The 26,429-nt window shown below is 69.4% G+C and carries 28 protein-coding genes and 1 riboswitch; of the genes, 12 read left to right on the top strand and 16 right to left on the bottom strand.

What is annotated here, in order from left to right:
- The first annotated feature begins 17 nt into the window (after window positions 1–17).
- Window positions 18–782, top strand: a complete 765-nt coding sequence (locus R5O87_RS21530) for an amino acid ABC transporter permease (protein ID WP_331575781.1) — start codon at window positions 18–20, stop codon at window positions 780–782.
- Window positions 779–1,516, top strand: coding sequence for an amino acid ABC transporter ATP-binding protein (locus R5O87_RS21525; RefSeq protein WP_410553979.1), 738 nt, complete (start codon window positions 779–781; stop codon window positions 1,514–1,516). Before R5O87_RS21530 ends, R5O87_RS21525 begins: the two co-directional genes overlap by 4 nt.
- A 111-nt stretch (window positions 1,517–1,627) precedes the next feature.
- On the opposite strand, the gene hemL is transcribed toward R5O87_RS21525, so the two are convergent.
- The 8 genes from hemL to R5O87_RS21485 all read right to left on the bottom strand — a co-directional run bounded on the left by hemL (window position 1,628) and on the right by R5O87_RS21485 (window position 9,273).
- Window positions 1,628–2,959: a glutamate-1-semialdehyde 2,1-aminomutase gene (gene hemL, locus R5O87_RS21520; protein ID WP_410553978.1), complete on the bottom strand. Its 1,332-nt coding sequence runs from the start codon at window positions 2,957–2,959 to the stop codon at window positions 1,628–1,630.
- Window positions 2,960–2,972: 13 nt separating this feature from the next.
- Window positions 2,973–4,091: an LLM class flavin-dependent oxidoreductase gene (locus R5O87_RS21515; RefSeq protein WP_410553977.1), complete on the bottom strand. Its 1,119-nt coding sequence runs from the start codon at window positions 4,089–4,091 to the stop codon at window positions 2,973–2,975.
- Entirely contained in the window at window positions 4,091–5,071 is a 981-nt protein-coding gene (hemB, locus tag R5O87_RS21510) for a porphobilinogen synthase (protein ID WP_410553976.1), read from the bottom strand. The genes R5O87_RS21515 and hemB overlap by 1 nt, the downstream gene beginning before the upstream one ends.
- A 42-nt stretch (window positions 5,072–5,113) precedes the next feature.
- Window positions 5,114–5,971: a uroporphyrinogen-III synthase gene (locus R5O87_RS21505; protein WP_410553975.1), complete on the bottom strand. Its 858-nt coding sequence runs from the start codon at window positions 5,969–5,971 to the stop codon at window positions 5,114–5,116.
- 14 nt (window positions 5,972–5,985) lie between these two features.
- Window positions 5,986–6,984, bottom strand: coding sequence for a hydroxymethylbilane synthase (gene hemC / locus R5O87_RS21500; protein ID WP_410553974.1), 999 nt, complete (start codon window positions 6,982–6,984; stop codon window positions 5,986–5,988).
- Entirely contained in the window at window positions 6,981–8,213 is a 1,233-nt protein-coding gene (locus R5O87_RS21495; RefSeq protein WP_410553973.1) for a ferrochelatase, read from the bottom strand. The genes hemC and R5O87_RS21495 overlap by 4 nt, the downstream gene beginning before the upstream one ends.
- On the bottom strand, window positions 8,210–8,911 hold the full coding sequence (gene hemQ, locus R5O87_RS21490) for a hydrogen peroxide-dependent heme synthase (RefSeq protein ID WP_410553972.1): 702 nt from the start codon (window positions 8,909–8,911) through the stop codon (window positions 8,210–8,212). The genes R5O87_RS21495 and hemQ overlap by 4 nt, the downstream gene beginning before the upstream one ends.
- Window positions 8,912–8,985: 74 nt before the next feature.
- Window positions 8,986–9,273 carry a hypothetical protein gene (locus R5O87_RS21485; protein ID WP_410553971.1) on the bottom strand — a complete coding sequence of 96 codons (288 nt, stop codon included), beginning with the start codon at window positions 9,271–9,273 and terminating at the stop codon, window positions 8,986–8,988.
- A gap of 13 nt (window positions 9,274–9,286) precedes the next feature.
- Here R5O87_RS21485 and R5O87_RS21480 point away from each other — a divergent pair, with 13 nt between their 5' ends.
- Window positions 9,287–9,877 carry a hypothetical protein gene (locus R5O87_RS21480; RefSeq protein WP_410553970.1) on the top strand — a complete coding sequence of 197 codons (591 nt, stop codon included), beginning with the start codon at window positions 9,287–9,289 and terminating at the stop codon, window positions 9,875–9,877.
- Between the two features lie 273 nt (window positions 9,878–10,150).
- Here R5O87_RS21480 and hemG read toward each other — a convergent pair whose 3' ends face one another.
- Together hemG and hemE are read right to left on the bottom strand one after the other, a co-directional pair.
- The gene (gene hemG / locus R5O87_RS21475; RefSeq protein WP_410553969.1) at window positions 10,151–11,635 is read right to left on the bottom strand and encodes a protoporphyrinogen oxidase; all 1,485 of its coding nucleotides are present in this window, start codon (window positions 11,633–11,635) and stop codon (window positions 10,151–10,153) included.
- A gap of 6 nt (window positions 11,636–11,641) precedes the next feature.
- Entirely contained in the window at window positions 11,642–12,736 is a 1,095-nt protein-coding gene (hemE, locus tag R5O87_RS21470) for a uroporphyrinogen decarboxylase (RefSeq protein ID WP_410553968.1), read from the bottom strand.
- 158 nt (window positions 12,737–12,894) lie between these two features.
- Here hemE and R5O87_RS21465 point away from each other — a divergent pair, with 158 nt between their 5' ends.
- From R5O87_RS21465 to R5O87_RS21450, 4 genes are all read left to right on the top strand, one after another.
- A complete protein-coding gene (locus R5O87_RS21465; protein WP_410553967.1) occupies window positions 12,895–14,247 on the top strand; it encodes a glutamyl-tRNA reductase in 1,353 nt (450 codons plus the stop codon).
- Between the two features lie 96 nt (window positions 14,248–14,343).
- Window positions 14,344–15,030: a hypothetical protein gene (locus R5O87_RS21460; RefSeq protein ID WP_410553966.1), complete on the top strand. Its 687-nt coding sequence runs from the start codon at window positions 14,344–14,346 to the stop codon at window positions 15,028–15,030.
- Window positions 15,027–15,800 (top strand): multicopper oxidase domain-containing protein, encoded by a 774-nt coding sequence (locus R5O87_RS21455; protein ID WP_410553965.1) that lies wholly within the window; start codon window positions 15,027–15,029, stop codon window positions 15,798–15,800. The genes R5O87_RS21460 and R5O87_RS21455 overlap by 4 nt, the downstream gene beginning before the upstream one ends.
- 26 nt (window positions 15,801–15,826) lie before the next feature.
- A complete protein-coding gene (locus R5O87_RS21450; protein WP_410554092.1) occupies window positions 15,827–17,374 on the top strand; it encodes a multicopper oxidase domain-containing protein in 1,548 nt (515 codons plus the stop codon).
- Between the two features lie 17 nt (window positions 17,375–17,391).
- On the opposite strand, the gene moeB is transcribed toward R5O87_RS21450, so the two are convergent.
- Window positions 17,392–18,591 (bottom strand): molybdopterin-synthase adenylyltransferase MoeB, encoded by a 1,200-nt coding sequence (moeB, locus tag R5O87_RS21445; protein ID WP_410553964.1) that lies wholly within the window; start codon window positions 18,589–18,591, stop codon window positions 17,392–17,394.
- An 84-nt stretch (window positions 18,592–18,675) separates the two neighbouring features.
- Here moeB and R5O87_RS21440 point away from each other — a divergent pair, with 84 nt between their 5' ends.
- Genes R5O87_RS21440 through R5O87_RS21430 form a run of 3 tightly spaced genes read left to right on the top strand, consistent with a single transcriptional unit; the run spans window position 18,676 to window position 19,936 of the window.
- Window positions 18,676–19,344 (top strand): TetR/AcrR family transcriptional regulator, encoded by a 669-nt coding sequence (locus R5O87_RS21440; protein ID WP_410553963.1) that lies wholly within the window; start codon window positions 18,676–18,678, stop codon window positions 19,342–19,344.
- Window positions 19,345–19,400: 56 nt separating this feature from the next.
- Window positions 19,401–19,625, top strand: a complete 225-nt coding sequence (locus R5O87_RS21435) for a DUF3107 domain-containing protein (protein WP_410553962.1) — start codon at window positions 19,401–19,403, stop codon at window positions 19,623–19,625.
- 8 nt (window positions 19,626–19,633) lie between these two features.
- Window positions 19,634–19,936 (top strand): hypothetical protein, encoded by a 303-nt coding sequence (locus tag R5O87_RS21430; protein WP_410553961.1) that lies wholly within the window; start codon window positions 19,634–19,636, stop codon window positions 19,934–19,936.
- Window positions 19,937–19,957: 21 nt separating this feature from the next.
- On the opposite strand, the gene R5O87_RS21425 is transcribed toward R5O87_RS21430, so the two are convergent.
- From R5O87_RS21425 to thiO, 4 genes are all read right to left on the bottom strand, one after another.
- Entirely contained in the window at window positions 19,958–20,632 is a 675-nt protein-coding gene (locus tag R5O87_RS21425) for a 4a-hydroxytetrahydrobiopterin dehydratase (RefSeq protein WP_410553960.1), read from the bottom strand.
- 62 nt (window positions 20,633–20,694) lie between these two features.
- A complete protein-coding gene (locus R5O87_RS21420; RefSeq protein ID WP_410553959.1) occupies window positions 20,695–21,489 on the bottom strand; it encodes a thiazole synthase in 795 nt (264 codons plus the stop codon).
- 5 nt (window positions 21,490–21,494) lie between these two features.
- Window positions 21,495–21,731, bottom strand: coding sequence for a sulfur carrier protein ThiS (gene thiS, locus R5O87_RS21415; RefSeq protein ID WP_003805112.1), 237 nt, complete (start codon window positions 21,729–21,731; stop codon window positions 21,495–21,497).
- A 60-nt stretch (window positions 21,732–21,791) separates the two neighbouring features.
- Complete coding sequence (thiO, locus tag R5O87_RS21410) at window positions 21,792–23,114, bottom strand: glycine oxidase ThiO (RefSeq protein WP_410553958.1); 1,323 nt, start codon at window positions 23,112–23,114, stop codon at window positions 21,792–21,794.
- Window positions 23,107–23,227, bottom strand: a riboswitch (TPP riboswitch). Its footprint overlaps the gene before it by 8 nt.
- A 27-nt stretch (window positions 23,228–23,254) precedes the next feature.
- On the opposite strand from thiO, the gene thiE reads away from it, so the two are divergent.
- Window positions 23,255–23,956 (top strand): thiamine phosphate synthase, encoded by a 702-nt coding sequence (gene thiE, locus R5O87_RS21405; protein WP_410553957.1) that lies wholly within the window; start codon window positions 23,255–23,257, stop codon window positions 23,954–23,956.
- A 12-nt stretch (window positions 23,957–23,968) separates the two neighbouring features.
- Here the strand turns inward: thiE and R5O87_RS21400 are convergent, their stop codons facing one another.
- Window positions 23,969–24,655 (bottom strand): ferritin-like fold-containing protein, encoded by a 687-nt coding sequence (locus R5O87_RS21400; RefSeq protein ID WP_410553956.1) that lies wholly within the window; start codon window positions 24,653–24,655, stop codon window positions 23,969–23,971.
- Between the two features lie 41 nt (window positions 24,656–24,696).
- Here R5O87_RS21400 and R5O87_RS21395 point away from each other — a divergent pair, with 41 nt between their 5' ends.
- The gene (locus R5O87_RS21395; RefSeq protein ID WP_410553955.1) at window positions 24,697–26,220 is read left to right on the top strand and encodes an RNB domain-containing ribonuclease; all 1,524 of its coding nucleotides are present in this window, start codon (window positions 24,697–24,699) and stop codon (window positions 26,218–26,220) included.
- Window positions 26,221–26,429 lie beyond the last annotated feature (209 nt).

Genomic DNA, 26,429 nt, shown 5'->3' with positions numbered 1-26,429 from the left:
CAACTGACAGGCGCCACATGGATTATCTGAACAGGCTCGCCGAGACCTTCCTCGACTGGAAGGCCATCGCCGAGGTACTCCCGGCCATGTTTTCGGTCGGTCTGCCCAACACCCTCGTCCTCGCAATCGTCTCGGGCATCATTGGCTGCGTGGCCGGCATGGTGCTGGCCCTGATGGGCATCTCGCGTAATCCTGTGGCGCGGTGGGCCGCCCGGGTGTACACGGACGTGTTCCGTGGACTCCCGGCGGTTCTCACCATCCTCGTCATCGGCCTCGGCTTCGGCCCGATCTTCCGCGAGCTGACCGGGGTCACCAGCCCGTACCCCATGGGCATCGCCGCGCTCTCGCTCATGTCCAGCGCCTACATCGGAGAGATTTTCCGTTCCGGTATCCAGAGCGTGGACAAGGGCCAGCTCGAGGCCGCCCGCGCCCTGGGCTTCGGCTACGGCCCCTCGCTGCGGATGGTCGTGGTGCCGCAGGGTATCCGCCGGGTGCTCCCCGCGCTGGTGAACCAGTTCATCGCCCTGATCAAGGAGTCCTCGCTGGTCTTCACCCTGGGGCTCCTGGCCTCGGAGCGGGAGCTGTTCCAGATCGGCCAGGACGCCGCCGCACGAAGCGGCAACCTGTCCGGCTACGTGGCGGCCGCCGTGTTCTACCTCGCGATGACCGTCCCGCTGACACACCTGGTCAACTGGATCGACGCACGCCTGCGCACCGGCCGGCCGCAGAAGATGGAACCGGACGAGGCTGCCGCCGTCGTCGGGAAGGGAGCCCACGCATGAGCAAATTCACGTCAGGCTCTCTCGAAGCCAAAAACGTCCACCTTGCCTTCGGGCACAACAAAGTCCTCCGCGGCATCGACCTGACCGTCCCGGCCGGCACCACCGCCTCGGTGATCGGCCCGTCCGGTTCCGGTAAGTCCACCCTGCTGCGGGTCATGAACCGGCTGATCGAACCGGATGCCGGGGACATCTTCCTGGACGGCAAGTCGGTGCTGAAGGAGAACCCCGATGAGCTCCGGCGCAGGATCGGCATGGTGTTCCAGCAGTTCAACCTGTTCCCGCACAAGAGTGTGGGCGAGAACGTGGCATTTGCCCTGCGCAAGCTGCGGAAGCTGCCCAAGGAGCAGGCGCGCGAGGAGGCCCTGAGCCAGCTCGACCTCGTCGGGCTGAAGCACAAGGCCGACGTCCGCCCGGCCACCCTCTCCGGCGGCCAGCAGCAGCGTGTTGCAATTGCACGCGCCCTCGCCATGAAGCCGGAGGTCATGTTCTTCGACGAGGCGACCTCTGCCCTGGACCCCGAGCTCGTCAAGGGCGTCCTGGCACTCATGGCCGACCTCGCCAAGGGCGGCATGACCATGGTGGTGGTGACCCACGAAATGGGCTTCTCGCGCAATGTCTCGGACACCGTGACCTTCATGGACGGCGGTGTGGTGGTGGAGTCGGGCCCGCCCGCCCAGGTGTTTGAAAACCCGCAGACCGAGCGGCTGCAGGGCTTCCTCTCGGACGTCCTCTAAGGGCCACCCGGAACAGCAAAAAACTCTGGCATCCGCCGCGGCGGATGCCAGAGTTTTTTGTTGCCTTAACAGTTGCCTTAACCAGGCACGGGAAGAAAGCCCGACGGCGGTTTAGGCCTTCGCTGCGGCGGCCGCTTCCGCGGCGGCAGGCAGTGCCTCGAAGATCCGGTTCATGGCGGCGTCGTCGTGGGCCGCGGACAGGAACCAGGCCTCGAAAACTGACGGCGGCAGGTAGACACCCGAATCCAGCATGGAGTGGAAGAAGGGCGCGTAGCGGAACGACTCCTGCTTCAGTGCGTCGCTGTAGTTGTGCACACCGTGCTCGGACGTGCCGAACGCCACCGAGAAGAGGTTGCCGGCGCGCTGGATGGAGTGGTCGACGCCGGCCGCATCCAGGGCGGAGGACAGGGCGCCTGACAATTCCAGCGACCGCGCGTCGACAAACGAGTACACGTCCCGGGTGGCATGTGTCAGGGTGGCGACGCCGGCAGCCATGGCCACCGGGTTACCGGACAGGGTGCCGGCCTGGTAGACGGGACCGAGCGGTGCGAGGTGGTCCATGACGTCGGCACGGCCGCCCAGGGCCGCCGTCGGCATGCCCCCGCCGATCACCTTGCCGAACGTCAGCAGGTCCGGGGTCCACTTTTCGGTGGCGTCCGCGGCGCCGCCGGTGAGTCCCCAGTAGCCGGAGTATCCGGTCCGGAAGCCGGTCAGGACCTCGTCGACGATCAGCAGGGCGCCGTGGGCGGCCGTGATCCGGGAGAGGCCGGCGTTGAAGCCCTCGCCGGGTGTGACCACACCCATGTTGGCGGGGGCGGCCTCGGTGATCACGGCGGCGATGTTGGGCCCGTGCTCGGCGAAGGCGGCCTCGACGGCGCCGAGGTCGTTGTAGGGCAGCACCAGGGTCTCGGCAGCGGTGGCGGCGGTGACGCCGGCCGAACCGGGCAGAGCCAGGGTGGCCACGCCGGAGCCGGCCGAGGCGAGCAGTCCGTCAAGGTGCCCGTGGTAGCAGCCGGCGAACTTGATGACCAGGTTCCGGCCGGTGAAGCCGCGGGCCAGCCGGATCGCCGTCATGGTGGCTTCGGTTCCGGTGGACACCATGCGCAGCCGCTCGACGGCGGAAACGCGTTCCTTGACGATGGCCGCGAGGTTGGCCTCGTCGGGGGTGGAGGCACCGAAGGAGAGGCCGCGGTCCACGGCGGCGTGCACGGCGTCGAGGACGGCCGGGTGGGCGTGCCCCAGCAGGGCCGGGCCCCAGGAGCAGACCAGGTCAACGTAGTCGTTGCCATCGGCGTCGGTCAGGTACGGGCCCTTGGCCGCCACCATGAAGCGGGGCGTGCCGCCGACGGAACCGAAGGCGCGGACCGGGGAGTTCACGCCGCCGGGCATCAGCTGGCGGGCGCGGTCGAAGAGTTCCTCGTTGCGAGGGGTACTGGAAGTCATGGTTCCCATTCTTTCAGTCTGCGGGAGTGTCACCGGACAGGAGCTCGGCCACCCGCGGTGCCACCACGGTGCCGAAGAGTTCGATGCAGCGCATCATGGATTCGTGCGGCAGCGTGCCGTTGCCGTATTTCAGGTCGAAGCGGTCCACGCCGAGGTTCTGCTTGAGCAGCACAATCTTCTGCGCCACCGTCTCGGGCGAGCCGACGTACAGGGCGCCCTCGGGACCGCACATGGCGTCGAATTCCCGCCGGTTCCCCGGACCCCAGCCCCGCTCGGCGCCGATCCTGTTCCGCTGGGCAAGCCAGTGCGGAAAGAGCTCCTCGCGCGCTGCCTCGTCGGATTCGGCGATGTGGCCGGGCGAATGCGTGGCGATCTGCTGCATGGCCTGGCCGTACTTGGCCATGGCCTCGCGGTAAAGGTCCACCAGCGGGGCGAATGCGCGGGGCTGGCCGCCGATGATGGCAAAGATGATCGGGTAGCCGTATTCAGCGCAGCGCAGGACGGACTCCGGGGTGCCGCCCACGCCGATCCAGGCGGGCAGCAGGTGGTGCTCCAGCGGCGGGTAAACGCTCAGCCCGGCCAGTGCAGGCCGGGTCCGGCCTTCCCAGTGGACCGGCTTTTGTGCCCGCACCCGGTCGAAGAGCTCGAGCTTCTCCTCGAACAGCACCTCGTAATCCGCCAGGTCCAGGCCGAACAGCGGAAAGGACTCGACGAACGAGCCGCGGCCCAGCATCACCTCGGCACGGCCGCCGGACAGCGCATCGACGGTGGAGAAGCGCTGGAACACGCGGATGGGGTCGTCCGAGCTCAGGACGGTCACGGCCGACCCGAGCCGGATCCTGGTGGTGCTCGCCGCGGCGGCGGCCAGGAAAACTTCCGGGGCGGACACCGCGAAGTCGCGGCGGTGGTGCTCCCCCACGCCGAAGGCGTGAAGGCCTACGGCGTCAGCGAGGACCGCCTGGTCGAGCAGCTCCCGCAGTACCTGGGCATGCGGCTTCGGCTTGCCCGAGCCGTCCACGCCGACGTCGCCGAACGTGTTCAGACCCAGCAGAATCTTGCCCGGGCCCACCGGAGCGGTGGGCCCGGGAGTCTGGCCGGCGGGCTGTCCCGCGGGCAGGCCCTCGGCCGGCATCAGGATTCCTTGAGCCAGCCGGCGATTTCGCTGGCCCAGTACGTGAGGACCAGGTTGGCCCCGGCACGGCGGATGCCGAGGACCGATTCGGTGATGGCGGCCCGCCGGTCGATCCAGCCGTTGGCGGCGGCGGCCTCGATCATGGCGTACTCGCCGGAGATCTGGTAGGCCGCGACCGGAACGGGGCTCATGTCGGCAACGTCGGCCAGGATGTCGAGGTAGCTCATGGCCGGCTTGACCATCACCATGTCCGCGCCCTCGGCAAGGTCCAGTTCCACCTCCTGGATGGCCTCGCGGCGGTTGGCGGCGTCCATCTGGTAAGTCCTGCGGTCGCCCTTCAGCTGTGAGTCCACCGCTTCCCGGAACGGGCCGTAGAACGCCGACGCGTACTTCGCGGCGTAGGCCACCACGGCGGTGTTCACATGGCCGGCCTCCTCCAGTGCCTGCCGGATCACGCCGATCTGTCCATCCATCATGCCGGACGGGCCCAGCACGTGGGCGCCGGCGTCGGCCTGGGCCACCGCCATCCTGGCGTAGATCTCCAGGGTGGCATCGTTGTCCACGTAGCCGTCGCTGTCGAGGACGCCGCAGTGGCCGTGGTCGGTGAATTCGTCCAGGCAGACGTCGCTCATCACCACCAGGCTGTCCCCCACCTCCGCGCGGACGTCGCGGATGGCCTTGTTGAGCACGCCGTCGGGGTCCAGTGATGCACTGCCCTCAGCATCCCGGGTCTCGGGAATGCCGAACAGCATGATGCCGCCGACGCCCAGCTCAACGGCCTCGGCCGCCGCCCGCTTGAGGGTGTCGGTGGTGTGCTGCACGACGCCGGGCATGGAGGCGATCGGGTTGGGCTCCGACAGGCCCTCGCGGATAAACGCGGGAAGGATCAGGTCGGCCGGGGCGACCCGGTGCTCGGCCGTGAGCCTGCGCATGGCGGGGGTGGTGCGGAGCCGCCGGGGGCGGTGGTGCGGAAAGCTCATGTCCTGTCCTTCACTGTGGGCCTGCTGTTGATGAGTGGATGTCTAGGGGGCAAGCGCCCGGACGACGGCGGCGACGAGCCCTTCCGGCGTGGCCTCCCGGGCCGTGGCTGCCACCGTGAGTCCTATGGCGGCCGCCTCCGCCGCCGTGGCCGGGCCGATAGCCACGAGCCGGCAGGAGCCGAGGGGCGCCAGGGTGGCACTAATGCGCCGCACGGCGCTGGGTGAGGCGGCGACGACGGCGGCCAGGGCGCCGTCGTCGACCTCGGCTTTCGCTTCGGCGGGGGTGAGCAGCGGCAGCGGAGCGCTGCCTTCGCTGTTAGCCTGGCCGAGGCGCCGCGCCGGCTCGGCCGGGAAGTCCACCGTGGCGTAGGCCACCACGGTGCAGACCCGGGCGCCTTTCGCCTCCAGGCCCCGGGCCAGCGCAGGGGCGGCGATGTCGGCCTGCGGCAGCAGCACGTCGGCGGGCCCGCCGGGCCACCCGTTGACGATCCCGGCCGCCGAGTGGTCATGCCGCGGCGCGAAGTGCACCGCGATCCCTGCTGCCTCGAGTGCCTTCCGGCTGGCGGGGCCCACCGCGGCAACGCGGGTGCCGGCCGGGAGCCAGTCGCCCAGTTCAACGGCCCGTTCACCGGCCTTTTCCTGCAGCGCGAGGACCGTGGTGGCGCTGCTGACCACGAGCCACTCGAAGCGGCCCGCGCCCAGCGCGTCAAAGGCCTCGTCCAGCGCAGCCTGGTCCGGGGCGCGTTCGGCGGCCGTCAGCGGCAGCAGGAGGGGAACGGCACCGGCCAGCCGCAGCGCCTCCGCCAAGGGCCCGGACCGGTCGGGGCTGCGCGTCACCAGGACGCGGCACCCTTCCAGCGGGCGTCCGCCCGCCGGGTACTCCCCGTTCGTCGTTCCCATCCGGCCGGCTGCGGTCAGGACGCCGTCAGGTCCGCGATGTCCGCAGCCCCTGCCGCCAGCAGGGCCTCGGCCAGTTCGATTCCGAGCAGGGTGGCGCCCACCTCGGTGAGTCCGTCCGTGGCCCGCTTGTCCCGCACCGAGGCGGTGCCGTCCACGGCACAGACCACGGCTTCCAGGTGGAGCATGCTGCCTTTGCGGTACGCGTACGCGCCCACAGGGGCGGCGCAGCCTGCCTCGAGCCGGGCCAGCAGCGCACGTTCAGCCGTGACCGCAAGCCGGGTGTCGGCGTCGTCCAGGGCGGCCAGTGCCTGGGCGAGCACGCCCTGTGAGCCCTCGGTGGACCCTGCCCGGCGGGGCGCCTCGGCCGTGCGGCATTCGATGGCCAGCGATCCCTGCCCGGCGGCCGGGAGCATGATGTCCGTCTCCAGGTATTCGGTGACGGTGTCCAGGCGGCCGATCCGCTCGAGTCCGGCGGCGGCGAGGATGACGGCGTCGAGGTCGCACGACCTCCCGTCAACCACGGCGTCGGTGGCGTTGCCCGGCAGGCCGGGCACCCGGCCCAGACGCGTATCCACGTTGCCGCGGATGTCCACGATGTCCAGGTCGGGGCGGACGGCGCGCAACTGTGCCGCCCGGCGGGGAGAGCCGGTGCCCACGCGGGCGCCCTTGGGCAGGTCGGCCAGCTTGAGGCCGTCGCGGGCGCAGAGGACATCGCGGACGTCCACCCGGGGCGGGGTTGCGGCCAGCGCCAGGCCCGGGGCGGAACCCGTGGGCAGGTCCTTCAGGGAGTGGACGGCGACGTCACATTCGTTCCGCAGCAGCGCATCGCGCAGCGCGGCCACGAAGACGCCGGTGCCGCCCATCTGGGACAGCGAGCCGGTGAGGACGTCGCCGTCGGTCCTGACATGGACAAGCTCGACGTCGAAACCTCCGACGGCGGCCAGCCGGTCGGCGGTCTGCTGCGTCTGGGTCAGGGCGAGCTTGCTCGCCCTGGTGCCGATCCGTACCGTCACTTCGCGTCCTGTCCGGCCGGGTAGGGATCGTGCCCCTGCCCGACGGTGGTGTCGGCGCCGGCAATGGTGGGCTTTTCGCCGCGGAAGTTTTCGCAGCAGCCCGGACGGCATACGTCGTACCAGGGGCCGAGGCCGGTGACGGCCTGGCGGTCCGCGACGTTGTTGGCCACGGTGCGTTCGCAGATCAGCTCCACGAGCCCCTCCACGAAACGGCGGTGCGTTCCCGGTGTGGGCACCCGCGTGGCGGCGACACCCAGGTCCTGACAGGTTTGCAGCGCTTCGGTGTCCAGGTCCCAGACGACCTCCATGTGGTCGCTGACGAAGCCCAGCGGCACGATCACGATGCCCGCGACGCCCTGCTTGGCGAGCTCCTCGATGGCGTCGTTGATGTCCGGCTCGAGCCACGGGATGTGCGGGGCGCCGGACCGGGACTGGTAGACGAGGGACCACGGGGCGGCCAGGCCGGAGTCGGCTTCCACGCGGCGCATGATCTCCGCCCCGTTGGCGAGGTGCTGTGCCACGTAGGCGGAATCCTCCGCGAACTCGCGGGGTTCGTCCTCGGAACGGCCCGCGGCCACGGCATCCCGGGTGGGGATGGAGTGGGTGGCGAAGAGGACGTGGATGGGGGCGTCGGGCTTGCCGGCGGCGGCCAGCTGCGCGCGCACCTCGGCGACTCCCTCGGCGGTGCCCGCAATGAAGGGTTCCACGAAGCCGGGGTGGTCGAAGTACTGGCGGACCTTGTCCACTTCCAGCCGGCCGTCAAGCCCGGTTTCGGTCAGCGCCATGCCGATGTCCTCACGGTACTGGCGGCAGCTGGAGTAACAGGAGTACGCGCTGGTGGTGAGCATCAGCAGCCGGCGGTGGCCGGCGTCGTACGCGTCCTGGAGCGTCTGCGGGATGTAGGGGTCCCAGTTGCGGTTGCCCCACAGCACGGGCAGCCCGATGCCGCGCGCGGACAGTTCGGCCTCGAGGGCGGCCTTCAGTTCGCGGTTCTGCTGGTTGATGGGGCTGACGCCGCCGTTGGCGCGGTAGTGGTGGGACACCTCTTCGAGGCGCTCATCGGGGATCCCCCGGCCGCGGGTGACGTTGCGGAGGAACGGGATCACATCGTCCTGGCCCTCGGGCCCGCCGAATGAGGCGAGGAGGATGCCGTCGTATTCCTTGGGGGCCATCCTGCCGGTCTCGGTGACGGGATTCACGGCGCCGTCCTGGGGATCCAGCGGACTCATGCCAGGACCTCGGCGATCTCGCCGGACGTGATCCGGCGGCCGGTGTAGAACGGGATTTCCTCGCGGACGTGGTTGCGCGCTTCGGTGGAACGCAGGTGGCGCATCAGGTCCACGAGGTCCACGAGCTCGGGGGCCTCCAGGCCGAGGATCCATTCCCAGTCACCGAGGGCAAACGAGGAAACGGTGTTGGAAATGACCTGCGGGAAGTCCCGGCCCAGCAGGCCGTGGTCGCGCAGCATCTTGCCGCGCTCATCGTCCGGCAGCAGGTACCACTCGTAGGAGCGGACGAACGGGTACACGCACAGCCACTCGGCCGGCTCGACACCGCGGGAGAACGCCGGGGTGTGGTTCTTGGCGAACTCCGCCTCGCGGTGGACGCCCATGGCGGACCACACGAGCTCGGTCCCGGCGAACAGCTTGCTGCGGCGGATGTCACGGATGGCCTGCTGCAGCGCCTCGGGCTTGGGGCCGTGGAGCCAGACCATGACGTCGGCGTCGGCACGCATGGCGGAAACGTCGTAGCTTCCGCGGTGGGTCACCCCTCCTTCGGCCAGGCGCGCCACCAGGGCGTCGAAGTCCTCGGCAGCATCGGCGCTGCGGAGGACCTCGGAGGAGCGCTTGAAAACGGTCCAGAGGGTGAAGAACTGCTCGGCTGATTCTTCGGTTTTAGTGACAGATTCGGCAGGAGTGTGGCTCATGGTTACTATCCTGCCCCTTCCATGCGGCCTAAGTCGAAAAACTCAACTTCTACAACGCGTAGAAGTGGTTTATTTCACAGCGACCGCCGGATCCGGACTGCTGCCACGCCTGCAGCCCCGGCAAGCGCCAGCAGCCCTGCTCCCCACCACACCTGGGGTTCGATCGTGCCGCTCCGCGACGCACCCATGACAGCATTTTCGGCCGGTCCGCGGGTGTAGGGCGAGCTGATGGTGGCCATGTTGTTGGGTCCGCCAAGCTGTGCCGAACCCCAGACTCCGCCGGCGACGCCCGCGGCCGAGCGGCCCCGCAGGCCGGCCCCGCCTGACAGGCCCGTAATTTCCGCGAACGGGCTCGCGTCCACGGACGGGGTTTCGGTGGCCGCTTCGCCTGCGGAGCTGCCGGCGGCCGGGCCAGCGGATCCGGTGGTTCCGGGCGCGCTGCCCGGGGCCTGGCCGGCAGGCGTGCTGCCGGTGCCGGCTGAGGTCCCGGACCAGCCGCCGGTTCCTGCCGGCGATCCTGACTGGCTGGCCGATGGCGATGCCGTTCCTTGCGTGGAGGGGGCTGCCGGCGAGGACGGCGCGGCCGGGCTGGCCGACCGGGTCGGGGCGGGCGCCGAACCTCCAGACGGACCCGGCGACGGGGCGGGAGATGACGGCGCGGGAGTGGTCGGCAGTGGCACGGACGGGACCGGAACGGGCGAAGTCGGAACCGGAACTGACGGGACCGGAACAGAAGGCGAAGGCACCGGAACGGCAGGCGTGGGGCCGGCTGAGATGGTCACGGACGGGTCCGGCGTCGGAACCCGCGGCGCCAGCGAGGGCGGCAGCGACGGTGAGACCGACGGCGAGGGTGAGACCGAGGGCGTGGGTGCGGGTTTGGTGGACAGTGCGGCCGCGGCCCAGGCCTCAAGGCCCGCGGCGTCGACTTTGACGTCCAGCCGCGTTCCGCCGGACGTGCCGCCCTGATCGGGTTCCGGCAGCAGGGATGCCGCAGCGTTGGATGCAGGAACACCTGCGGACAAGACCAGTACCGCTCCGAATGCAGCCGCTGCGGTGCCGCGCCGAAGACCCCCATGGAAACCAGTCAGCGAACGAAAACCATCGGACTTCTGATTGACCATAGTCATCGACCCTAGACACATTCTCGCGCCGGGGAAAACTTGCGGGCAGGCCGGCCAGCAGGTATCGCGGGCGGCAGGGAACCTGTCTGCGGGGCGACCTGTGCCTGGCGAGTCGGCCTTACGCCAGGAAGCCCGCGAGCTGCTTTTTCGTGTCCGCCACCACAGCCGCCAGCCCGTTGCCGGCCAGCCAGCCGCCCACCATCAGCAGCCCGTCAACGCCCGCGCAGACCTGCCGCACTTCGGCAACCCGCTGCCGGTGTCCCACGGCGGCAAACGGCAGCGCTCCGGCCCAGCTGACGACGTCCCAGTCCACCAGCGACTCCCGTGTGACGGGCACGGTCAGCAGGGCTGACGCGTCCTGCAAAGCCATGTCAAGCAGTTGCTCGTCCGAGGCCGAATCCGTCCCGGCCACGGCACCGGCCGTTGCGGCCGATCCTCCCTCGCTGCGCCCGTAGGAGAGCCGCAGCACGTGCCTGCCGCGTCCGGCCGCTTCCGCCACCCAGTCCCATTTGCCGGTGGCGTGGGTGAGGGCCTTCGCCCGGATTCGCTCCGTTTGCGGCGCCACCAGGATTCCAGTGCCGCGCGGCCGCCGGTCCAGCGCAGGGAGGTCAACTACGAGTGTCACAAGCTTGACCACGGGCCCGGGTCCGGGCTGATGCCCGGCCAGGGCGGGGACGGCTTCCGCGAGGAGCCGCACGGCGGACGGCCCGTCCAGCGCGACCACCAGGATGTCGGCCGCGAAGCTTCCCTCCCCCGCCGCAACCTCCCAGCCTTGCGGGGTGCGGGTAACGGCGGTGGCGGCCGTACCGGTCAGCAGCTGCACGCCGCGCGCCCGGAGGTCAGCCACCAGCTCCGTGACGAGGGTGTGCATTCCGCCCCTCAGGCCGGCGACGGCGGAGCCCGCCTTGGCGGGTTTGCCTGGGGTCTGGGCGCCTGGCGTCTGGGCCCCCGGCGTTCCGGCCCCCTTGCGCTGGGCGGCGACAGCCGCCGCCAGCGAACCGTGCCGCACGATGCCTGCACGCAGGCCCGGGGCGACCATATCGACGTCGAGCAGGCCGGGATCAGCCGAATGAACGCCGCCCACCACGGGTTCCACCAGCCGTTCCAGGACGCGGCGTCCCATCCGGGCCCGCACCAGCGCGGAGACGCTGGAAACCTCGGCGGTGGTCCCAACGGAGGCAGGGAGCAGCTTGTCCAGCGAGGCGCGCAGCGAGCCGCCCAGGCCGAGCGAGCGGCGGACCTCCGGGTCCCACGGATTGGCCGGGATGCCCAGCACGCCGGTCTTGGGAAGTTCGCGGGGGCCGCCCGGCAGCTGCACCCAGGCGCCGCCGGGCCGCGGGGAGACGATATGCCCGCCCAGCCCGAGTTCGGCGGCCAGGTCTGCCACGGCGGTGGAACGGGTGGCGAACGACTCGGCGCCGCTGTCCAGCGTCAGCCCGGCGACGTCGTGCCGGCCCACGCAGCCGCCCCAGGCGTCGGCAGCTTCCAGCACCGTGGTGCCGAGGCCCGCCCGGGCCAGTTCCCGGGCGGCCAGGAGGCCGGAGATGCCGCCCCCAACCACCAGTGCCGTGCGTACGGGAGCGGGAAGACTGCCCGCAGCCACGGCCCTTTACTCCGGAGAGATGGAGTGGATGAGTTCGACGACGCGCGTCAGGACGTCCGGGTCGGTTTCGGGCGGCACGCCGTGGCCAAGGTTCAGCACGTGGCCGGGGGCTGCCGCGCCCGATGCGATGACCTCGCGGACGTGCGCCTCAAGGACTTCCCACGGGGCAGACAGCAGTGCCGGATCGATGTTGCCCTGCAGCGGGACGGTGCCGCCCAGCCGGCGGTTGGCCTCATCCAGCGGCAGCCGGTAGTCCACGCCGACGACGTCAACACCGACGTCGCGCATGGCCACGAGGAGTTCGGAGGTGCCGGTGCCGAAGTGGACCAGCGGCGCGCCCAGGTCGCGGACGTGGTCCAGCGCGCGGGATGAGGCAGCGGCGACGAAGCGGGTGTAGTCGGCCAGGCCGAGCGAACCCGCCCAGGAGTCAAACAGCTGCCCGGCCGAGGCACCGGCCTCCAGCTGCGCGCGCAGGAACAGGCCCGAGGCGTCCGCGGCCCAGTTGGCCAGCGCCGTCCAGGTCTCGGGGTCGGCATGCATCATGGTGCGCGGACCAAGGTGGTCACGGGAGGGCCGGCCTTCCACCATGTAGGCGGCCAGTGTGAAGGGTGCACCGGCGAAGCCGATCAGTGGGGTCTTGCCGAGCTGGTCCACGGTCAGCCGGACCGCTTCCCGGATGGGTTCCAGGGACTCCTCGGTGAGGCGCGGCAGAGCGGCGACGTCGGCGGCGGTCCGCACGGGCTTGTCCAGGACCGGCCCCACACCGGGGACGATGTCGACGCCGACGCCGGCCAGCTTCAGCGGAATGACGATGTCGGAGAAGAAGATGCCCGCGTCAACGTCGTGCCGGCGCACCGGCTGCAGCGTGATTTCAGAGGCAAGCTCGGGCCGCAGGCAGGAGTCCAGCATGGCGACGCCCTCGCGCACCTTCAGGTACTCAGGCAGGGAACGCCCCGCCTGGCGCATGAACCACACCGGGCGGCGGCTGGGCTTGCCGCCGCGGTACGCCGTGATGAGCGGAGAGTCTGCAGTGCGTCCGTCGCGAAGCGGGTGGCCTGCGTCGAGTCCGGTACCGGCGGGGGTTACAGCGCTAGAAGTCATGCCTTTGATTGTGCCCAAATTCGCCACCAAAAGATAACGACAGCTTGTCAGTCCGCGGCAGCCCCTCGCGCGGGTGGCAAGAATCACAGCCGCCGAAAGCCCCTATCCGTTTGAAGGGTTGTTCTACGAGGGTGCGAAAAAGCTATGATTGTCCTGCTGTGGTTCTTTTCTCATTGGTGGCTACACACGCCGACATCGACCTCGAAACCGTTGCTCAGCTGAGCAACGGTTCTTCTGGCATTGCCACGTCCGCCCTCGCCGGTTCCCCGGCGGTCAAGGGCGCCGTTGTCCTTGCCACCTGCAACCGCTACGAAATCTACGGCGAGGCGCCGCACGCCGACGACGTGGAGGCCGCACGCGCTGCCCTGGTGGGCCAGATCAGCGAATCGAGCGGACTCAGCGAGCAGCTGGTCTCCCGTTCGTTCAGCACAAACACCGGCCCCGAGGTCACCAAGCACCTGTTCGCCGTGAGCTCCGGGCTCGACTCCGCGGTGGTGGGCGAACGCGAAATCGCGGGGCAGGTCCGCCGGGCCCTGATCACCGCCCAGCATGAAGGCACGGCAAGCGCCGGGCTGGTCCGCCTGTTCCAGGCCGCCTCCAAGACCGCCAAGGACGTCGGCGCGCAGACCGCCCTCGGCTCCCGCGGCCTGTCCATCGTTTCCGTGGCGCTCGACCTCGCAACCGACCTTTCCGAAGAGACCGACTGGTCGAAGAAGAAGGTCGTGGTGTTCGGCACCGGCGCCTACGCCGGCGCCACCATGGCGCTGCTTCGCGAGCGCGGCTGCCGCGACGTCTCGGTGTTCTCCTCGTCGGGACGCGCCGCCACCTTCGTGGCAACGCGCGGCGGGACCGCCCTCGACGGCGACTCCCTGCACGCCGCGGTCGCCGCTGCCGACGTCATGATCGGCTGCAGCGGCTCGGACACCAGGGTGGAAGCCGATGAGCTCGCCCAGGTCCGCGCCGGATCCACCCAGCCGCTGATCGCCATCGACCTGGCGCTCACCCACGATTTTGATCCCGCCGTCGGAGAGCTCGACGGCGTGGAGCTGCTGACGCTGGAGTCCGTGCGGCTCGCAGCTCCCCAGGAGCAGGCGGAATCTCTCGCCCAGGCCAGCACCATGGTTTCCGGCGCTGCCCAGGCGTTTGAGCAGGAACGCGAGGCGCGGTCCGTGGACTCAGCCATTGTGGCCCTCCGCCGCCACACCATGAACGTGCTCGACGCGGAGATGGAAAAGGTGCGGGCCCGCCACGGCTGCACCGCCGCTGCCGAAGAGGTGGAGTTTGCGCTGCGCCGCATGGTGAAGCAGCTGCTCCATGTCCCCACGGTGCGCGCCCGCGAGCTGGCATCCAACGGCCAGCAGGACGACTACGTCGCTGCCCTGGAAACCCTGTACGGCATCACGGTGGAGCAGCCGGCTGCCGCGTCCAAGGCCGAGTGCCCGGTGGACCACAGCGCCCTCGCCGCGGGCAGCCTGCCGCAGGAAGACGGGACACGCAGGAACTCCGCTTAACCTGCTCATGTTCTGACAAACAGGACCCCACAAGCTTTCCATAGGCTCCCCGCGCAGCATTGAGGTTGCCCGTGAAAACAATATTGGGGAGCAGTCATGAATTTTCCTTCACCGGCCCCTGCCATCGCGCCTCTGAGCCGGCGGCAATTCGGACTTCTGTTGGGCGGCGGAGCACTTCTGCTGGTGGGCGGCGGGACCTACGGCATAGTCTCCCGCAGCAGACCTGGCGGCGGAGCCGGGCTTTCCACGGCTTTCGGGACACTGTCCCTCGTGGATGCGGGACGGCTGGCCAGGCTTGATGCGCAGGGGCAGCCCGCTGCCACACCGCTCGCCTCGGCCATATCGCAGGTCACGGACGGAACGCGGCGCGCAGCCGCGGCCGGCGAGCCCGGAATCCGGCGCGTTTCCAGCCGGCGGGGCGCCACCGTGGATGACCACCACAGCGACCCACTGCTGGACTCCGACTGGCCGCAGCCCGGCAACTTCACCTGGGGTGACGTCGTCGTGCTCGAAGTGGCACTCACCAATGTCCGGCCCGAGCCGGTGCTGTTCAGCCCCGGACAGCTGCGCCTCAAGCTCCTTCCCTCCGGCATCACGGTGGCCCCGCAGGACGCCGACCGCGGCTCCGGCACGATCGCCGCCGGCGCCACCGAACAGGTCTGGATCAGCTACCTTGCCCCGCACGATTCCGTCGCCATGGAGATCGAGTACACGGGGCTGGAGGACGACGCCGCCCAGGCCCTGGCCCTGCCGCTGCTCACTGTCGCCAAGGTGGCCTCGTGAGCCCCCTGGACCTTCACATCAACGACGGCTACCTACCGATGGTGGACGGCACGCTGGTCTACCACCGCGGGTTCGGAGACCGCAGGACGGCGGTTAAGGGTCCGAAGCCCAGCCTTTTCGTGAGTCCCCGGGTGTTCCTGCGCAACGGCTCCGTCGTGGCAAGCCGCACCTATCCGCTCAAAGCCGCGGTGCCTGCCCTGGGGCGGCCCACGCCGGCAGCCAAGGACCCGCTGAACCCCGGAGAGTTCCTGGTCCGCCGCGCCCACTGGGCCAGCTTCTTCCCGGACCGGACGCTCATCGCGGAGACCGGCAGCACCATCAGTATCCGCGTAACCAACAACCTCACCCAGGACCACGCGCTGCAGTTCCTCAACGCGGGCCCGGCGAAGGGCCACGTCGGAACCGGGGCCATCAAGCCCGGCCAAAGCAAGACGCTGACCTTCAAGGCGCCCACGGAAGGCGCCTACCTGTACTGCGACCCCGGCGCCGACCCGGCAGACCCCGACGCGGACCCGGTGCAGCGGGTCCTCGGCCTGTTCGGCGCCCTGCTGGTGGTGAACCCCGACTCGCCGTGGCTGGCCGGCGTCGACGGACCGGAATTCGAGCGCCAGTGGCTGTGGATACTTCAAACGTGGATCCGGTCTGGGCCGGCATCGCCTCCCGGCAGGGCACCGTGGACCCGGACAGGACGCCCGTGCTGCCCCGCTACTTCACGCTCAACGGGCGCAGCGGCTACCAGTCCCTGGCCGCCTCCACGGATGAGGCGCTGAACCGGGTCCGGGAGGAGGACACCCTGATGTCCGGCTCGGCGCGCCAGATCGACGTCCGGAACTTCAGCCTGAGCGCCGCGGCCGGCACCGTCCGCGCCGGCCAGCTCATGCGCTTTGTCAATGCGGGCGTGGTCCACCACCAACTGCATTTCCACGGAAACCATCTCTGGACCGTCCAGCGCAACGGTGAGCCTTTTCCCCGCACCGGGGGGCGGGTGGACGCCGAAGGGCACGTGGTGCTCCAGCAGTGGGAAGACGTCGTTGAGATGCATCCGCTGGACCGCACGGAGTCGATGCTTCCGATGCGGCGCCCGCCGGAGGCCGTCGACCCGGTGTGGACCGCCCGGAAGACAGACTGGAATTACCCGATGCACTGCCACGCGGAGCCGTCGCAGGTGGCGCGCGGCGGCATGTACCCGGGCGGCCTGGTGGGCCACTGGACCCTCGCAGCCCCCGGGCCTGTCAACGCCACCCAGCCGCACGAGCTGTTCCGCAGCCAGGTGGACTTCAGTTCGCACCAGATGCACGAGGGGAGCCCGGCAACCGAGTTCCCCCTGAAGCCCGACGTCGCCCACGAGTTCAAGTTCTTCAACCGGAAGATGAAGTTCGACGACGGCGGCGAGTTCGAGATGTGGACGTTCGAGACCGAGAACTCGGGCCGGATTTTCCCCGCTCCCCTGGTGCGTCTCACGGAGGGCCAGCTGTTCCACGGCACGATCCACCCGAGCAAGCGGGTCCACACGGTCCACTGGCACGGCATGGAGCCCGATCCCCGGAACGACGGCGTGGGCCACACCTCCTTTGAGGTCTCCGGCTCCTACACCTACCAGTGGCGTCCCGAACGCGGCATCCCCGGCAACCCGAACGTCGGCGCCTCCGGCACGTACTTCTACCACTGCCACGTGAACACCACGCTGCACGTGCAGATGGGCATGTCCGGCCCTCTGATCATTGACCCGCCCGTACATAAGGACTACCCGGTGACCAAGGGGGCGCGGCGGGCATTCGTCGACGGCCCCGAGTACGACATCGACACCGAGACCCTCCTGGTCCCGTATTCGGTGGACCCTCGCTGGCACGAACTCAACCACGCCGCAGGCCTCTCCGGGGACGACGCCGGCCTGGATAGGTTCAACCCGCAGCACTTCTACCTGCTGGGCGGCGAACTTGCCCCGGTGCCCACGGCGGAGGGCCCGATCCAGCTGACCCGCATCCGTGCCCGGGTCTCCAACGGGGGCACGGTCAAGCCCACCCTGCTGCGCCTGCTGAACGCCAACTATTTCCCCGTGAACGCCTATTTCACCGACTCCGCGGGAAAGCGTGTGGCCATGGCGGAACTGATCTCGCACGACGGGCGCCCGTTCCGGGACACCTCAAACCCGAATGCGCCAGCCCGACCCATCTCGGAAACCAGCCCCATGCGCGCCAGCCTCGTCAACTTCGGCGCCGCGGAACGCTACGACATGCTCCTGCGGCCCCCGGCGTCCGGCGACTACAAGCTGACAGTGGACCTGCTGCACTGGATCACCGGCAAGGTCCTGCACAGCCGGCAGATCCCCGTCATCGCCCGGTGAGGGAAACAGGAGCGGGATCAGTAGACGGGCTTCTGCGGCTCCACGTCCCTGACCCAGGCGAGGATACCGCCGTCGAGGTGGCTGACGCGCTGGTAACCGGCCTTCCGGGCGGCGGCCAGCACAGCGGCGGACCGTGTCCCGGCCTTGCAGTGGAACACGATGTCCTTGTCCTGGGGCAGCTCGTCCCAGGCCTCGCCGGAGAGGATGCGCCCCTGCGGGATCAGCACGGAACCGTCGATCCGGACAATGTCGTACTCCCCCGATTCCCGCACGTCCACGAGGTCGAAGTCCTTCAGCCCCGCCTCCCGCGAGGCCAGCATGGTGGCCAGCTGCGTCGCCGTCACGGTGTGCTCCGTGTCGGCTGTCGCCTCCGGGGCCATGCCGCAGAAGGCCTCGTAGTCGGTGAGCTCGGTGATCCGCGGGGCGTCGGGGTCCTTGGACACCCGGATCTCGCGCCAGCTGCCGCCCAGGGCGTCGTACAGCGCCACCCGGCCCAGCAGGGAACGCCCGACGCCGGTAATCAGCTTGACGGCCTCCGTCACCATGAGCGATCCGACCGCCGCGCACAGCATGCCGAACACGCCGCCCTCCCCGCACGACGGCACGGAACCGGCCGGCGGCGCCTCCGGATAGAGGTCGCGGTAGGTGGGCCCGCGCTCCTCCCAGAAGACGCTGACCTGCCCGTCGAAACGGAAGATCGAACCCCACACGTACGGCTTGCCGAGAATCGCGGCGGCGTCGTTCACAAGGTAGCGCGTGGCGAAGTTGTCCGCGCCGTCCAGGATAAGGTCGTAGCCGGCGAAGAGCTCCAGGGCGTTGGAGGCGTCGAGCCTGACGTTGTGCAGCCGGACGTCCACCAGCGGGTTCAGCTCCGCGATGGCGTCCCGGGCGGATTCGATCTTGGGCCGGCCGACGTCGTGGACTCCGTGGATGACCTGCCGCTGCAGGTTGCTCAGGTCCACGGCGTCATCGTCGATGATCCCGAGGGTTCCCACCCCGGCGGCGGCCAGGTAGAGAAGCGCCGGAGCGCCCAGGCCGCCCGCGCCGATAACCAGGACGCGCGCGTTCTTCAGCCGTCTTTGGCCGAGGGCGCCGATCTCGGGAATGATGAGGTGCCGGGAATACCGCTCCACCTCTTCAGTGCTCAGCCCGGGCGCGGGATCGACGAGGGGGCCCGGGTGCGTGCGGACTGTATTTGCGGTGGACGGAGAAGCCATACTTCAATGTATGCCTGAAGATACCGCGCGGTCATATTACCCCCGGGTAAAGTGAAGTTAACTGCAAAGGAAAGAAGGCCAACAGTGGTTCATCATGCACCGGTTGATCGAACTCAGGCCGCGCAATCCAATGCCGGCCAGGTCCGCCCCGCCGGCCAGCGCTCCGCCAGGCTGCCGCGCGACGAGCGCCGGGCCCAGCTGCTGGCCGCAGCGCAGGAGGTTTTTGTCGCCAACGGCTACCACGGCGCAGCCATGGACGAGATCGCGGAAACGGCCCACGTCAGCAAGCCGGTGCTCTACCAGCACTTTCCGTCAAAGCGGGAACTCTACATGGCCCTGCTCGACAGCCATCTTGAGTCCCTGACCGAGCTCATGATGGGGGCGATGAACTCCACCACGGACAACAAAGAGCGCGTGAAGGCAGTGATGCGCGCCTACTTCCGGTTCATTGACAGCGATGACCAGGCGCACCGGCTGGTGTTCGAGTCGGACCTGATCAACGACGCCGATGTCAGCTCGCGCCTGGAGACCTTCAACAAGACCTTCGCCGAGGCCATTGCGCGGGTCATCGCCGAGGACACCAAGCTGCCGCTCGTGGAGGCCCAGCTGCTGGGACGCGGGCTGGCGGGCATGGCCCATGTCAGCGCGCGTTACTGGCTGGAAACGGACGGGACCCTGGACATGGATGTGGCCAGCGACCTGATTTACCGTTTAGCTTGGCGCGGAATCTCTCGCTTCCCCAAAGAGACCTAGACTACAACTGAAACTACCTTTGAAATTTCAACCTTGACTGGCTGGGAGGCCCCGCTGTGGAAGTAAAGATCGGCATTCAGAACGTCGGCCGTGAGATTGTGCTGGAATCGGCTCAGGATGCTGACGCTGTGGCCAAAGTAGTGGCCGAGGCCATCGCCAAGGGCGGCGAGCTGCGCCTGAACGACGAGAAGGGCCGCCAGATCATCATCCCGGCCAACGTCCTGGGCTACGTCGAAATCGGCGCAGAGGAAGTGCGCCGGGTCGGCTTCGGCGCCCTGTAGGCCGGGCCGTGCTGTCCCTCGTGATCGTGCTCCTGGTGACTGCCGCTGCCGGCTTCATCGTGTGGGCCAACGACCGGCGCCACTCCAAGTACGGCATCCTCCTGCCGGCCGGCACCGCTGCGGCGGTGGGGATGCTGGCGTGGATCATCTGCATCTGGGCGGGGCTGGGCTACCAGCCGGGCCTGACGTGGCTGCCGTGGGTCCTTCCCATGGCCGCCGGGACGGCTGCTGCCCTGGCGGCGGCTGTCTTCCTGGGCCGCGCGCGGGCCAAACAGGACATGCAGCGGCTGACGGCAGCGCTGAAGATCTAGCCGCCCCCTAATCCGGGGATGTCAGGGCCCGCTGAGGTCAGGCTCATGGCCTTCCTCGGTGCACAGGCAGAGCCGGTTTCCCTGGGCATCAGTGACCACCACCCAATTGGGTGCGTGGTCACTGTTGATTAAGGCCCCGGTTGCAGCGGTCTTCTCCAGCGCGGGTGCCGATTCGGCCTTCGAGCGGTGGATGTCCAGGTGCAGGCGGTTGTCGCTGGGGGTCGCGGTCTCCTGGAACCACACCCCGGGCCCGCGGCCGTAGGGGTCCACGAGATCGCCGAACCGGCCCTTCCGGTAACCGAGCGCTACGCGCCAGACCTCGGAAATCTCCGCGGCGTCGGCAGTGTCGATGCCGATCTCCACCGAGCGGTACAGGCCGGGCTGTGCCTCGGCGCCCGCCGCCGATGCGGCCGCACTGACCGAGGCCGCGGCTCCGGTGTCCCGCGTGGTCACCTCGCCGCCGACGTCGTGGGAACTGACCCGGATGAACACCCGGTTGTAGCGCCAGTCCAGGTCCGGATGGTGGTCCATGTCCTCTGCCACACGCCCGACGGCGGCAATCAGCTCCAGCGCGGCAGCGGACGTCGGCGTCTTATAGACGGTGACCAGGCCGCCCAGCCGGTAACGCCAGTCGGGAAGGCCTGCGAGGGCTTCGTCGATCTGGGGTCGGGTGAGGATGTCTTCCCTGGCGGCCACGGTGAACTCCTAGGCAGGACCTGTTGAGCCTGCCGCCGCCGGGCCGCCATGGAGGGCCGGGCTTAGAGGAACTCCGCCCGGCCCTCCATGGCCGACGAGGCCAAGGCATGCTCACGGCGCGGGATCCGCCCGGCCGCACGCGCCAGCCTACCCGCGGCGACAGCGTGTTTGAAGGCCTCAGCCATGAGTGCGGGGTTCTGGGCGCGCGTGACGGCGGTGGCCAGCAGCACCGCATCGCAGCCCAGCTCCATGGCCAGTGCCGCGTCCGAGGCGGTGCCGATCCCGGCATCAAGCACCACGGGAACGGAGGCCCGCGACACGATCAGCTCGATGTTGTGCGGGTTGAGGATGCCCAGGCCTGTGCCGATCGGTGCTCCCAGCGGCATCACGGCCGAGGCTCCCAGGTTTTCAAGCCGGAGTGCCAGGACGGGGTCGTCGTTGGTGTACGCGAAGACCTTGAAGCCGCGGTTGACCAGCTGCTCGGTGGCGTCCACGAGCTCCACGGCGTCCGGCAGCAGCGTGTGCTCGTCCGCGATGACCTCGAGCTTGACCCAGTCCGTCTCCAGCGCCTCGCGGGCGAGCTCTGCCGTCATGACGGCATCCCGGGCGGTGAAGCAGCCGGCGGTGTTGGGGAGCACGCGGATGTTGTGGTCCACCAGCAGCTGGAAGAGCGAACCCGTTTCGGCAGGCGAGTAGCGGCGCATCGCAACCGTGGTCAGCTGGGTGCCGGACGCCACCAGAGCTGAGCCGAGGCCGTCCAGGCTCGGGGCGCCCCCGGTGCCCATGATGAGCCGCGAGGTCAGCTCCACCCCGTCAATGACCAGGCTGTCTGCTGTTTCAATCAGTGTTTCTGCCATCGTGCTCATCCTCCTTGGACTGCCGTGACTAGTTCGATCTCGTCGCCCTCGGCGAGGGCGGTGCTGTGCCACTGGCTGCGCGGCACGACGGCTGCATTGCGCGCCACCGCCACACCCAGTCGCTGGCCGTCGGCGGCCTGCCCGTTTGCGGACAGGCGGCGCCCCGTGACCTGGCTGACGAGCGAGGTGACCGAGGCGCCCTCGCCTACTTCCTGTTCGATACCGTTCAGAGTGATGTTCATGCTGGTTCCTTGTTTGGGTCAAATGTGACGCGGGTCATGCGGTGATTGGCTGGGCGGTGATCAGCCAGGGGCAGGGCTGAGCGCGGGGGCGGATTCCAGCCGGCCGGATTCCACCGGCGCGGATTCCACTGATCCAACCGGGTCCTGGAGCCCGCGGGAAAACCGGCCCGGCCGGAATGCGGCCCAGCGCGGGTCCCGAATGCCGTCCATGAGCTGTCGGCAGATCACTGCGGCCGCCGGGGTTAGCAGGACGCCGTGGCGGAAGAACCCGGTGGCGATGATGAGGCCGGCCACGTCTGTGCCGTATTCCTGCCCTGGTTCCAACCCGGACCGGGGCCCGCCGGCCGGCACGCGGCCGAGCAGCGGCGCGTTGTCCGGTGTGCCCGGCCGCGCCCGCGCCGTGGCTTCGAGGAGCTCGAGCTCGGCGACCGCCGGCAGCAGGACCTGCGCGTCGCGCAGCAGCTGGTAGACGCCGCCGGCGCTGGTGCCCGGCACCCCGTCCTCGCGCTGGGTGGCGCCGATCACCACAGTGCCGTCCTGGCGGGGCACGATATAGACCGGAACGCCCCGCACCATGCCGCGGACTGTTGCGGTGAGCAGGGGCTGCAGGTGTGCGGGGACCCTGAGCCTGAGGATGTCGCCGTAGACCGGGCGCAGGGGCAAGTGCAGGCCTTCCGGCAGGTCCTGCAGCTGCGCCGCGGCCAGCCCGTTGGCCACCACCGTCTCGGCCGCCCGGACGGTGCCCCCGCCGGCCAGCCGGACCCCGCTGACGCGTCCGCCGTCCCAGAGCAGGCCGGCCGCGTGCTCCCGCACCGCGTATCCCTCCGCCGCCGCAGTTTCCTGGCGATGGCCGGCCAGCCCGGCAGCAATCGCCCGGACGAGCCTTCGCGGATCCACCTGGTGGTCCGCCGGGATGTCCAGGGCGCAGGAGATCGCGGGGCTGAGCAGCGGCTCGCGGGAACGTGCCTCGCGGATGGTCAGCGGCTCAACCTCCAGGCCGTGGCTCCGCTGCACATCCCGCAGGTCCATCAGGGCGCGGCGGTCGGCGGGGTCGGCACCCACCGCAAGGGTCGGCGTCGTCAGGTATCCGGCGTCCTCGCCGGTGGTGAGGGTGGCGGCAAACTCCGGCCACCGGGCGGAGGACTCCAGCATCAGCTCCAGGAGCCCTTCCTCCTGGTAGTGCAGTTCGCTGACCGGAGCCAGCATGCCGGCCGCGGCCCAGCTTGCACCGCTCCCGGGGGCCTCATCGATGAGCACCACCGAACGGCCGGAGCGCCGTGCTTCCCAGGCGATGCCGTGGCCCACAACGCCGCCGCCGATGACGGCCACATCCGCCTCAAGACGGGTGGCGGCACATTCTGCGCCGCTGGTTTCAGGGTTCATGAAAATCCTTCCCTACGCCGGTACTAACCGGATCAGGTCAAGCGGTCGGCTCTGACGCCCTCTCAGCCCTGCGCCTTTTATGACAGCAGTAACAGGCTCCCGCGGTACCTGCCCAGTTTAGAGGAACTAAGGTGGTTGCCATGACCCAGCACTCTGCCCACACCTCCGCCCGCCTCTACCTCTGCACCGACGCCCGCAAGGACCGCGGGGACTTTGCGGACTTCGTGGACGCGGCGTTCGCCGGCGGCGTGGACATCATCCAGCTGCGGGACAAGAGCATCGAGGCGGCCGAGGAACTCGAGCTGCTGGAAATCGTCCATGCCGCCGCCCGCAGGCACGGCCGGCTGTGGGCCGTGAACGACCGCGCCGACATCGCGTCCATCGCCGGCGCACCGGTGTTCCACATCGGCCAGAAGGACCTGCCGCTCCGCGCCGCCCGGAAGCTCCTGCACGACGCCACCGTGATCGGGCTTTCCACCCACAGCACGGAGCAGGTGGACGCCGCCGTCGCCGCCGCGCACGGGCGCAGCGGCCTGGATTATTTCTGCGTGGGTCCGCTGTGGGCCACGCCCACCAAGCCCGGGCGGGCCGCCGTCGGACTCGACCTGGTGAGCTACGCCGCGCGGGCTGTCCGGACGGCGAATGAGGAACGGGTGGGCGGCCTGCTGCTGCCCTGGTTCGCGATCGGCGGGATCGACCGCACCAACGTGGAGCAGGTCCTGGCGGCGGGAGCCACCCGGATCGTCGTCGTGCGCGCCATCACCGAAGCGGCTGACCCGTCGGGCGCCGCGGCAGAACTGCTCGACGCCCTGGACGCAACGGCGCCGGCCGCCGTCTCCTAAGCGGAGAAACGGCTAGCCGCTGAGGCCCAGCTGGACCATCCGCCGGGAATGGTTTTCCGCGACTTCGGCGGTGATGCCCCGCACCAGCTCGCGTGCCGTGGCGTCCGTGGCGGCCGGTTCCGCCTCGACGAACAGCTCGCCCAGGAAGGCATGTTCGTGGCCCACGCGCTGGGCCTGCGTGATCGCTTCGCCCAGCAGCCGGCGGCCCCACAGCGCCAGCCGGGAGGCGAGCCGCGGGTCGTCAGCCAGGGCGCCCTTGAGCCGGTCCCGGAGCACGGCCGTGGCCTCCTCAGACGGCTGGATCTGCTGGATCACGTCCCGCGTTCCGGCATCCACGAACCGGGCCACCGCCCGGTAGAAATCGGCGGACACCGTGTCCACCACATAGGCCTTCATCAGGGACTCGTACCAGTCCGCCGGGCGGGTCCGTTCATGGAAATGGTCCACGGCCAGCTGGAACGGCAGCATCGCGTGTTCGACGTCCACACCCATGTCCGCCAGCTTGGCGCTCACCAGCTCGTAGTGCTGGAACTCAATGACGGCGATCCTGCCGAGCACGGCGCGGTCGTGCAGCGTGGGCGAGTAACGGGCGTCCGAGGACAGCCGCTCGAACGCGGACAGCTCACCGTATGCCATCACGCCGAACAGGTCTGCGACAAAGCGGTCATAGCGAGCGGTGTCAGCCGAGGATGTGCCCATAATCCAAGACTAACGGCGCAATTCGGGCTAACCTGATTTTCGTGTCACATCATCGGCTGTCGCCCAGCGTCCACGAGCAGACCAACGCGCTCGCGGACGCCCTGAGCGCGCTGCGGACGGAACTGGAGCTTCCCGGGGAATTCCCCGAGGACGTGCTCAAGGAAGCCGAAGCGGCCGTTGCCGACCGGGAATTCCCGGCCCTGGACCTGACCGGGGTGGAGTTCCTGACCATCGATCCGCCGTCGTCCACCGACCTTGACCAGGCGCTCTTCATCGAACGCCGCGGCGACGGCTACCGGATCCTCTACGCCATCGCCGACGTGCCGTCCTTCGTGCAGCCGGGCGGCGCGCTCGACGCCGAGACCCGCCGCCGCGGGCAGACCTTCTACGCGCCGGACGGACGGATTCCGCTGCACCCGGAGGTCATCAGCGAGAACGCCGGCAGCCTGCTGGCCGGGCAGCTGTGCTCCGCGTTCGTCTGGGAGTTCGAACTCGACGCCGCCGCCGAGGTGGCGTCCGTGGTGGTCCGCCGGGCCACCGTGCGCAGCCGGGCCAAGCTCAACTACAAGGGCGTCCAGGCGGACCTGGATGCCGGCACGGCGCCGCCCATGCTGCAGCTCCTGCGCGAGGTGGGGCGCAAGCGCGTGGACCTGGAGCGGGCCCGCGGCGGCGCGAGCCTGAACATGCCGGAGCAGGAGATCGTCCAACTGCCCGACGGCGGCTACCGGATCGTGGCAGTCCCCCAGCTGCCGGTGGAGGACTGGAACGCCCAGATTTCGCTGATGACCGGGATGGCTGCGGCCTCCCTGATGCTCAACGGCAAGGTGGGGATCCTGCGCACCATGCCTGCCCCGGATGAACGCTCGCTCAGCCATTTCAAGCGGCAGACAGCCGCGCTGGGCAAACCGTGGGACGGGCAGGAAACCTACGGCGAGTACTTGCGCACCCTCGATCCCACCGACCACCGCCAACTGGCCATCCTGCATTCGGCCGGCATGCTCTTCCGCGGGGCCGCGTACACGCACTTCGACGGAACCGTCCCGGAGGACGCCGTTCAGTCGGCCATCGGCACCGCGTACGCCCACACCACCGCGCCGCTGCGCCGGCTCGTGGACAGGTTCGTGCTGGTCATCTGCGAGGCCCTGAGCAACGACCGGCCGGTGCCGGCCTGGGCGCGGGAGGCGCTTCCCTCGCTGCCCGAAATCATGGCGTACTCGGACCAACTGGCGGCGAGGATGGAACGCCTGGCCCTGGACACCGTGGAAGCCGCGCTGCTGATCAACCACATCGGCCAGGAGTTCGATGCCGTGGTGATCTCCGGGTCGAAGCCGGCCAAAAACGGCAATGGCAATGGGAACGGGAACGGCAATGGGAACGGGAACGGCGGCAAGGGCCTGAACGGCAAGGGGAGCAACGGATCCGGCCCCTCCGGCGTGGTCCAGATCGCCGAACCGGCCGTGACAGCCAGGTGCGAGGGCGAGATGGAGCCCGGCACCAGGGTCCGCGTCCGGCTCATCTCCTCGGACATCACCACCCGGGAGATCCACCTCGAGCTCGTCGACTGATCCGCTCCGGCGCCCGCCACGGGCCCCTGCGGCGGGCTGAGTCAAGGAAAACACGGGTTTGCCAGTAGACTGGGTGCGTAGTAATGGATGCCCGGTCGTTGATTTCCTTGATTTGAATTCAACAAGCCCGCCCCTACGCGATCTTGAGTCACACCCGCCGGTCCCCAGTGCCGGCAATTAGATAGCCCGCGATCGGCTTCCACTGGAAT

The organism is Arthrobacter globiformis (assembly GCF_046536215.2).
In the GTDB taxonomy this organism is placed as follows: Bacteria; Actinomycetota; Actinomycetes; order Actinomycetales; family Micrococcaceae; genus Arthrobacter; species Arthrobacter globiformis_E.
The sequence above is the reverse complement of the archived record's forward strand: the minus strand, read 5'-3'. Positions and strand labels throughout refer to the sequence as shown.

Bases quoted from the DNA above. Each gene is read 5' to 3' on its own strand.
- R5O87_RS21530 (WP_331575781.1), top strand. From the start codon at position 18: ATGGATTATCTGAACAGGCTCGCCGAGACCTTCCTCGACTGGAAGGCC.
- R5O87_RS21525 (WP_410553979.1), top strand. From the start codon at position 779: ATGAGCAAATTCACGTCAGGCTCTCTCGAAGCCAAAAACGTCCACCTT.
- hemL (WP_410553978.1), bottom strand. From the start codon at position 2,959: ATGACTTCCAGTACCCCTCGCAACGAGGAACTCTTCGACCGCGCCCGC.
- R5O87_RS21515 (WP_410553977.1), bottom strand. From the start codon at position 4,091: ATGCCGGCCGAGGGCCTGCCCGCGGGACAGCCCGCCGGCCAGACTCCC.
- hemB (WP_410553976.1), bottom strand. From the start codon at position 5,071: ATGAGCTTTCCGCACCACCGCCCCCGGCGGCTCCGCACCACCCCCGCC.
- R5O87_RS21505 (WP_410553975.1), bottom strand. From the start codon at position 5,971: ATGGGAACGACGAACGGGGAGTACCCGGCGGGCGGACGCCCGCTGGAA.
- R5O87_RS21495 (WP_410553973.1), bottom strand. From the start codon at position 8,213: ATGAGTCCGCTGGATCCCCAGGACGGCGCCGTGAATCCCGTCACCGAG.
- hemQ (WP_410553972.1), bottom strand. From the start codon at position 8,911: ATGAGCCACACTCCTGCCGAATCTGTCACTAAAACCGAAGAATCAGCC.
- hemE (WP_410553968.1), bottom strand. From the start codon at position 12,736: ATGACTTCTAGCGCTGTAACCCCCGCCGGTACCGGACTCGACGCAGGC.
- R5O87_RS21460 (WP_410553966.1), top strand. From the start codon at position 14,344: ATGAATTTTCCTTCACCGGCCCCTGCCATCGCGCCTCTGAGCCGGCGG.
- R5O87_RS21450 (WP_410554092.1), top strand. From the start codon at position 15,827: ATGTCCGGCTCGGCGCGCCAGATCGACGTCCGGAACTTCAGCCTGAGC.
- moeB (WP_410553964.1), bottom strand. From the start codon at position 18,591: ATGGCTTCTCCGTCCACCGCAAATACAGTCCGCACGCACCCGGGCCCC.
- R5O87_RS21420 (WP_410553959.1), bottom strand. From the start codon at position 21,489: ATGGCAGAAACACTGATTGAAACAGCAGACAGCCTGGTCATTGACGGG.
- thiS (WP_003805112.1), bottom strand. From the start codon at position 21,731: ATGAACATCACTCTGAACGGTATCGAACAGGAAGTAGGCGAGGGCGCC.
- thiO (WP_410553958.1), bottom strand. From the start codon at position 23,114: ATGAACCCTGAAACCAGCGGCGCAGAATGTGCCGCCACCCGTCTTGAG.
- thiE (WP_410553957.1), top strand. From the start codon at position 23,255: ATGACCCAGCACTCTGCCCACACCTCCGCCCGCCTCTACCTCTGCACC.
- R5O87_RS21400 (WP_410553956.1), bottom strand. From the start codon at position 24,655: ATGGGCACATCCTCGGCTGACACCGCTCGCTATGACCGCTTTGTCGCA.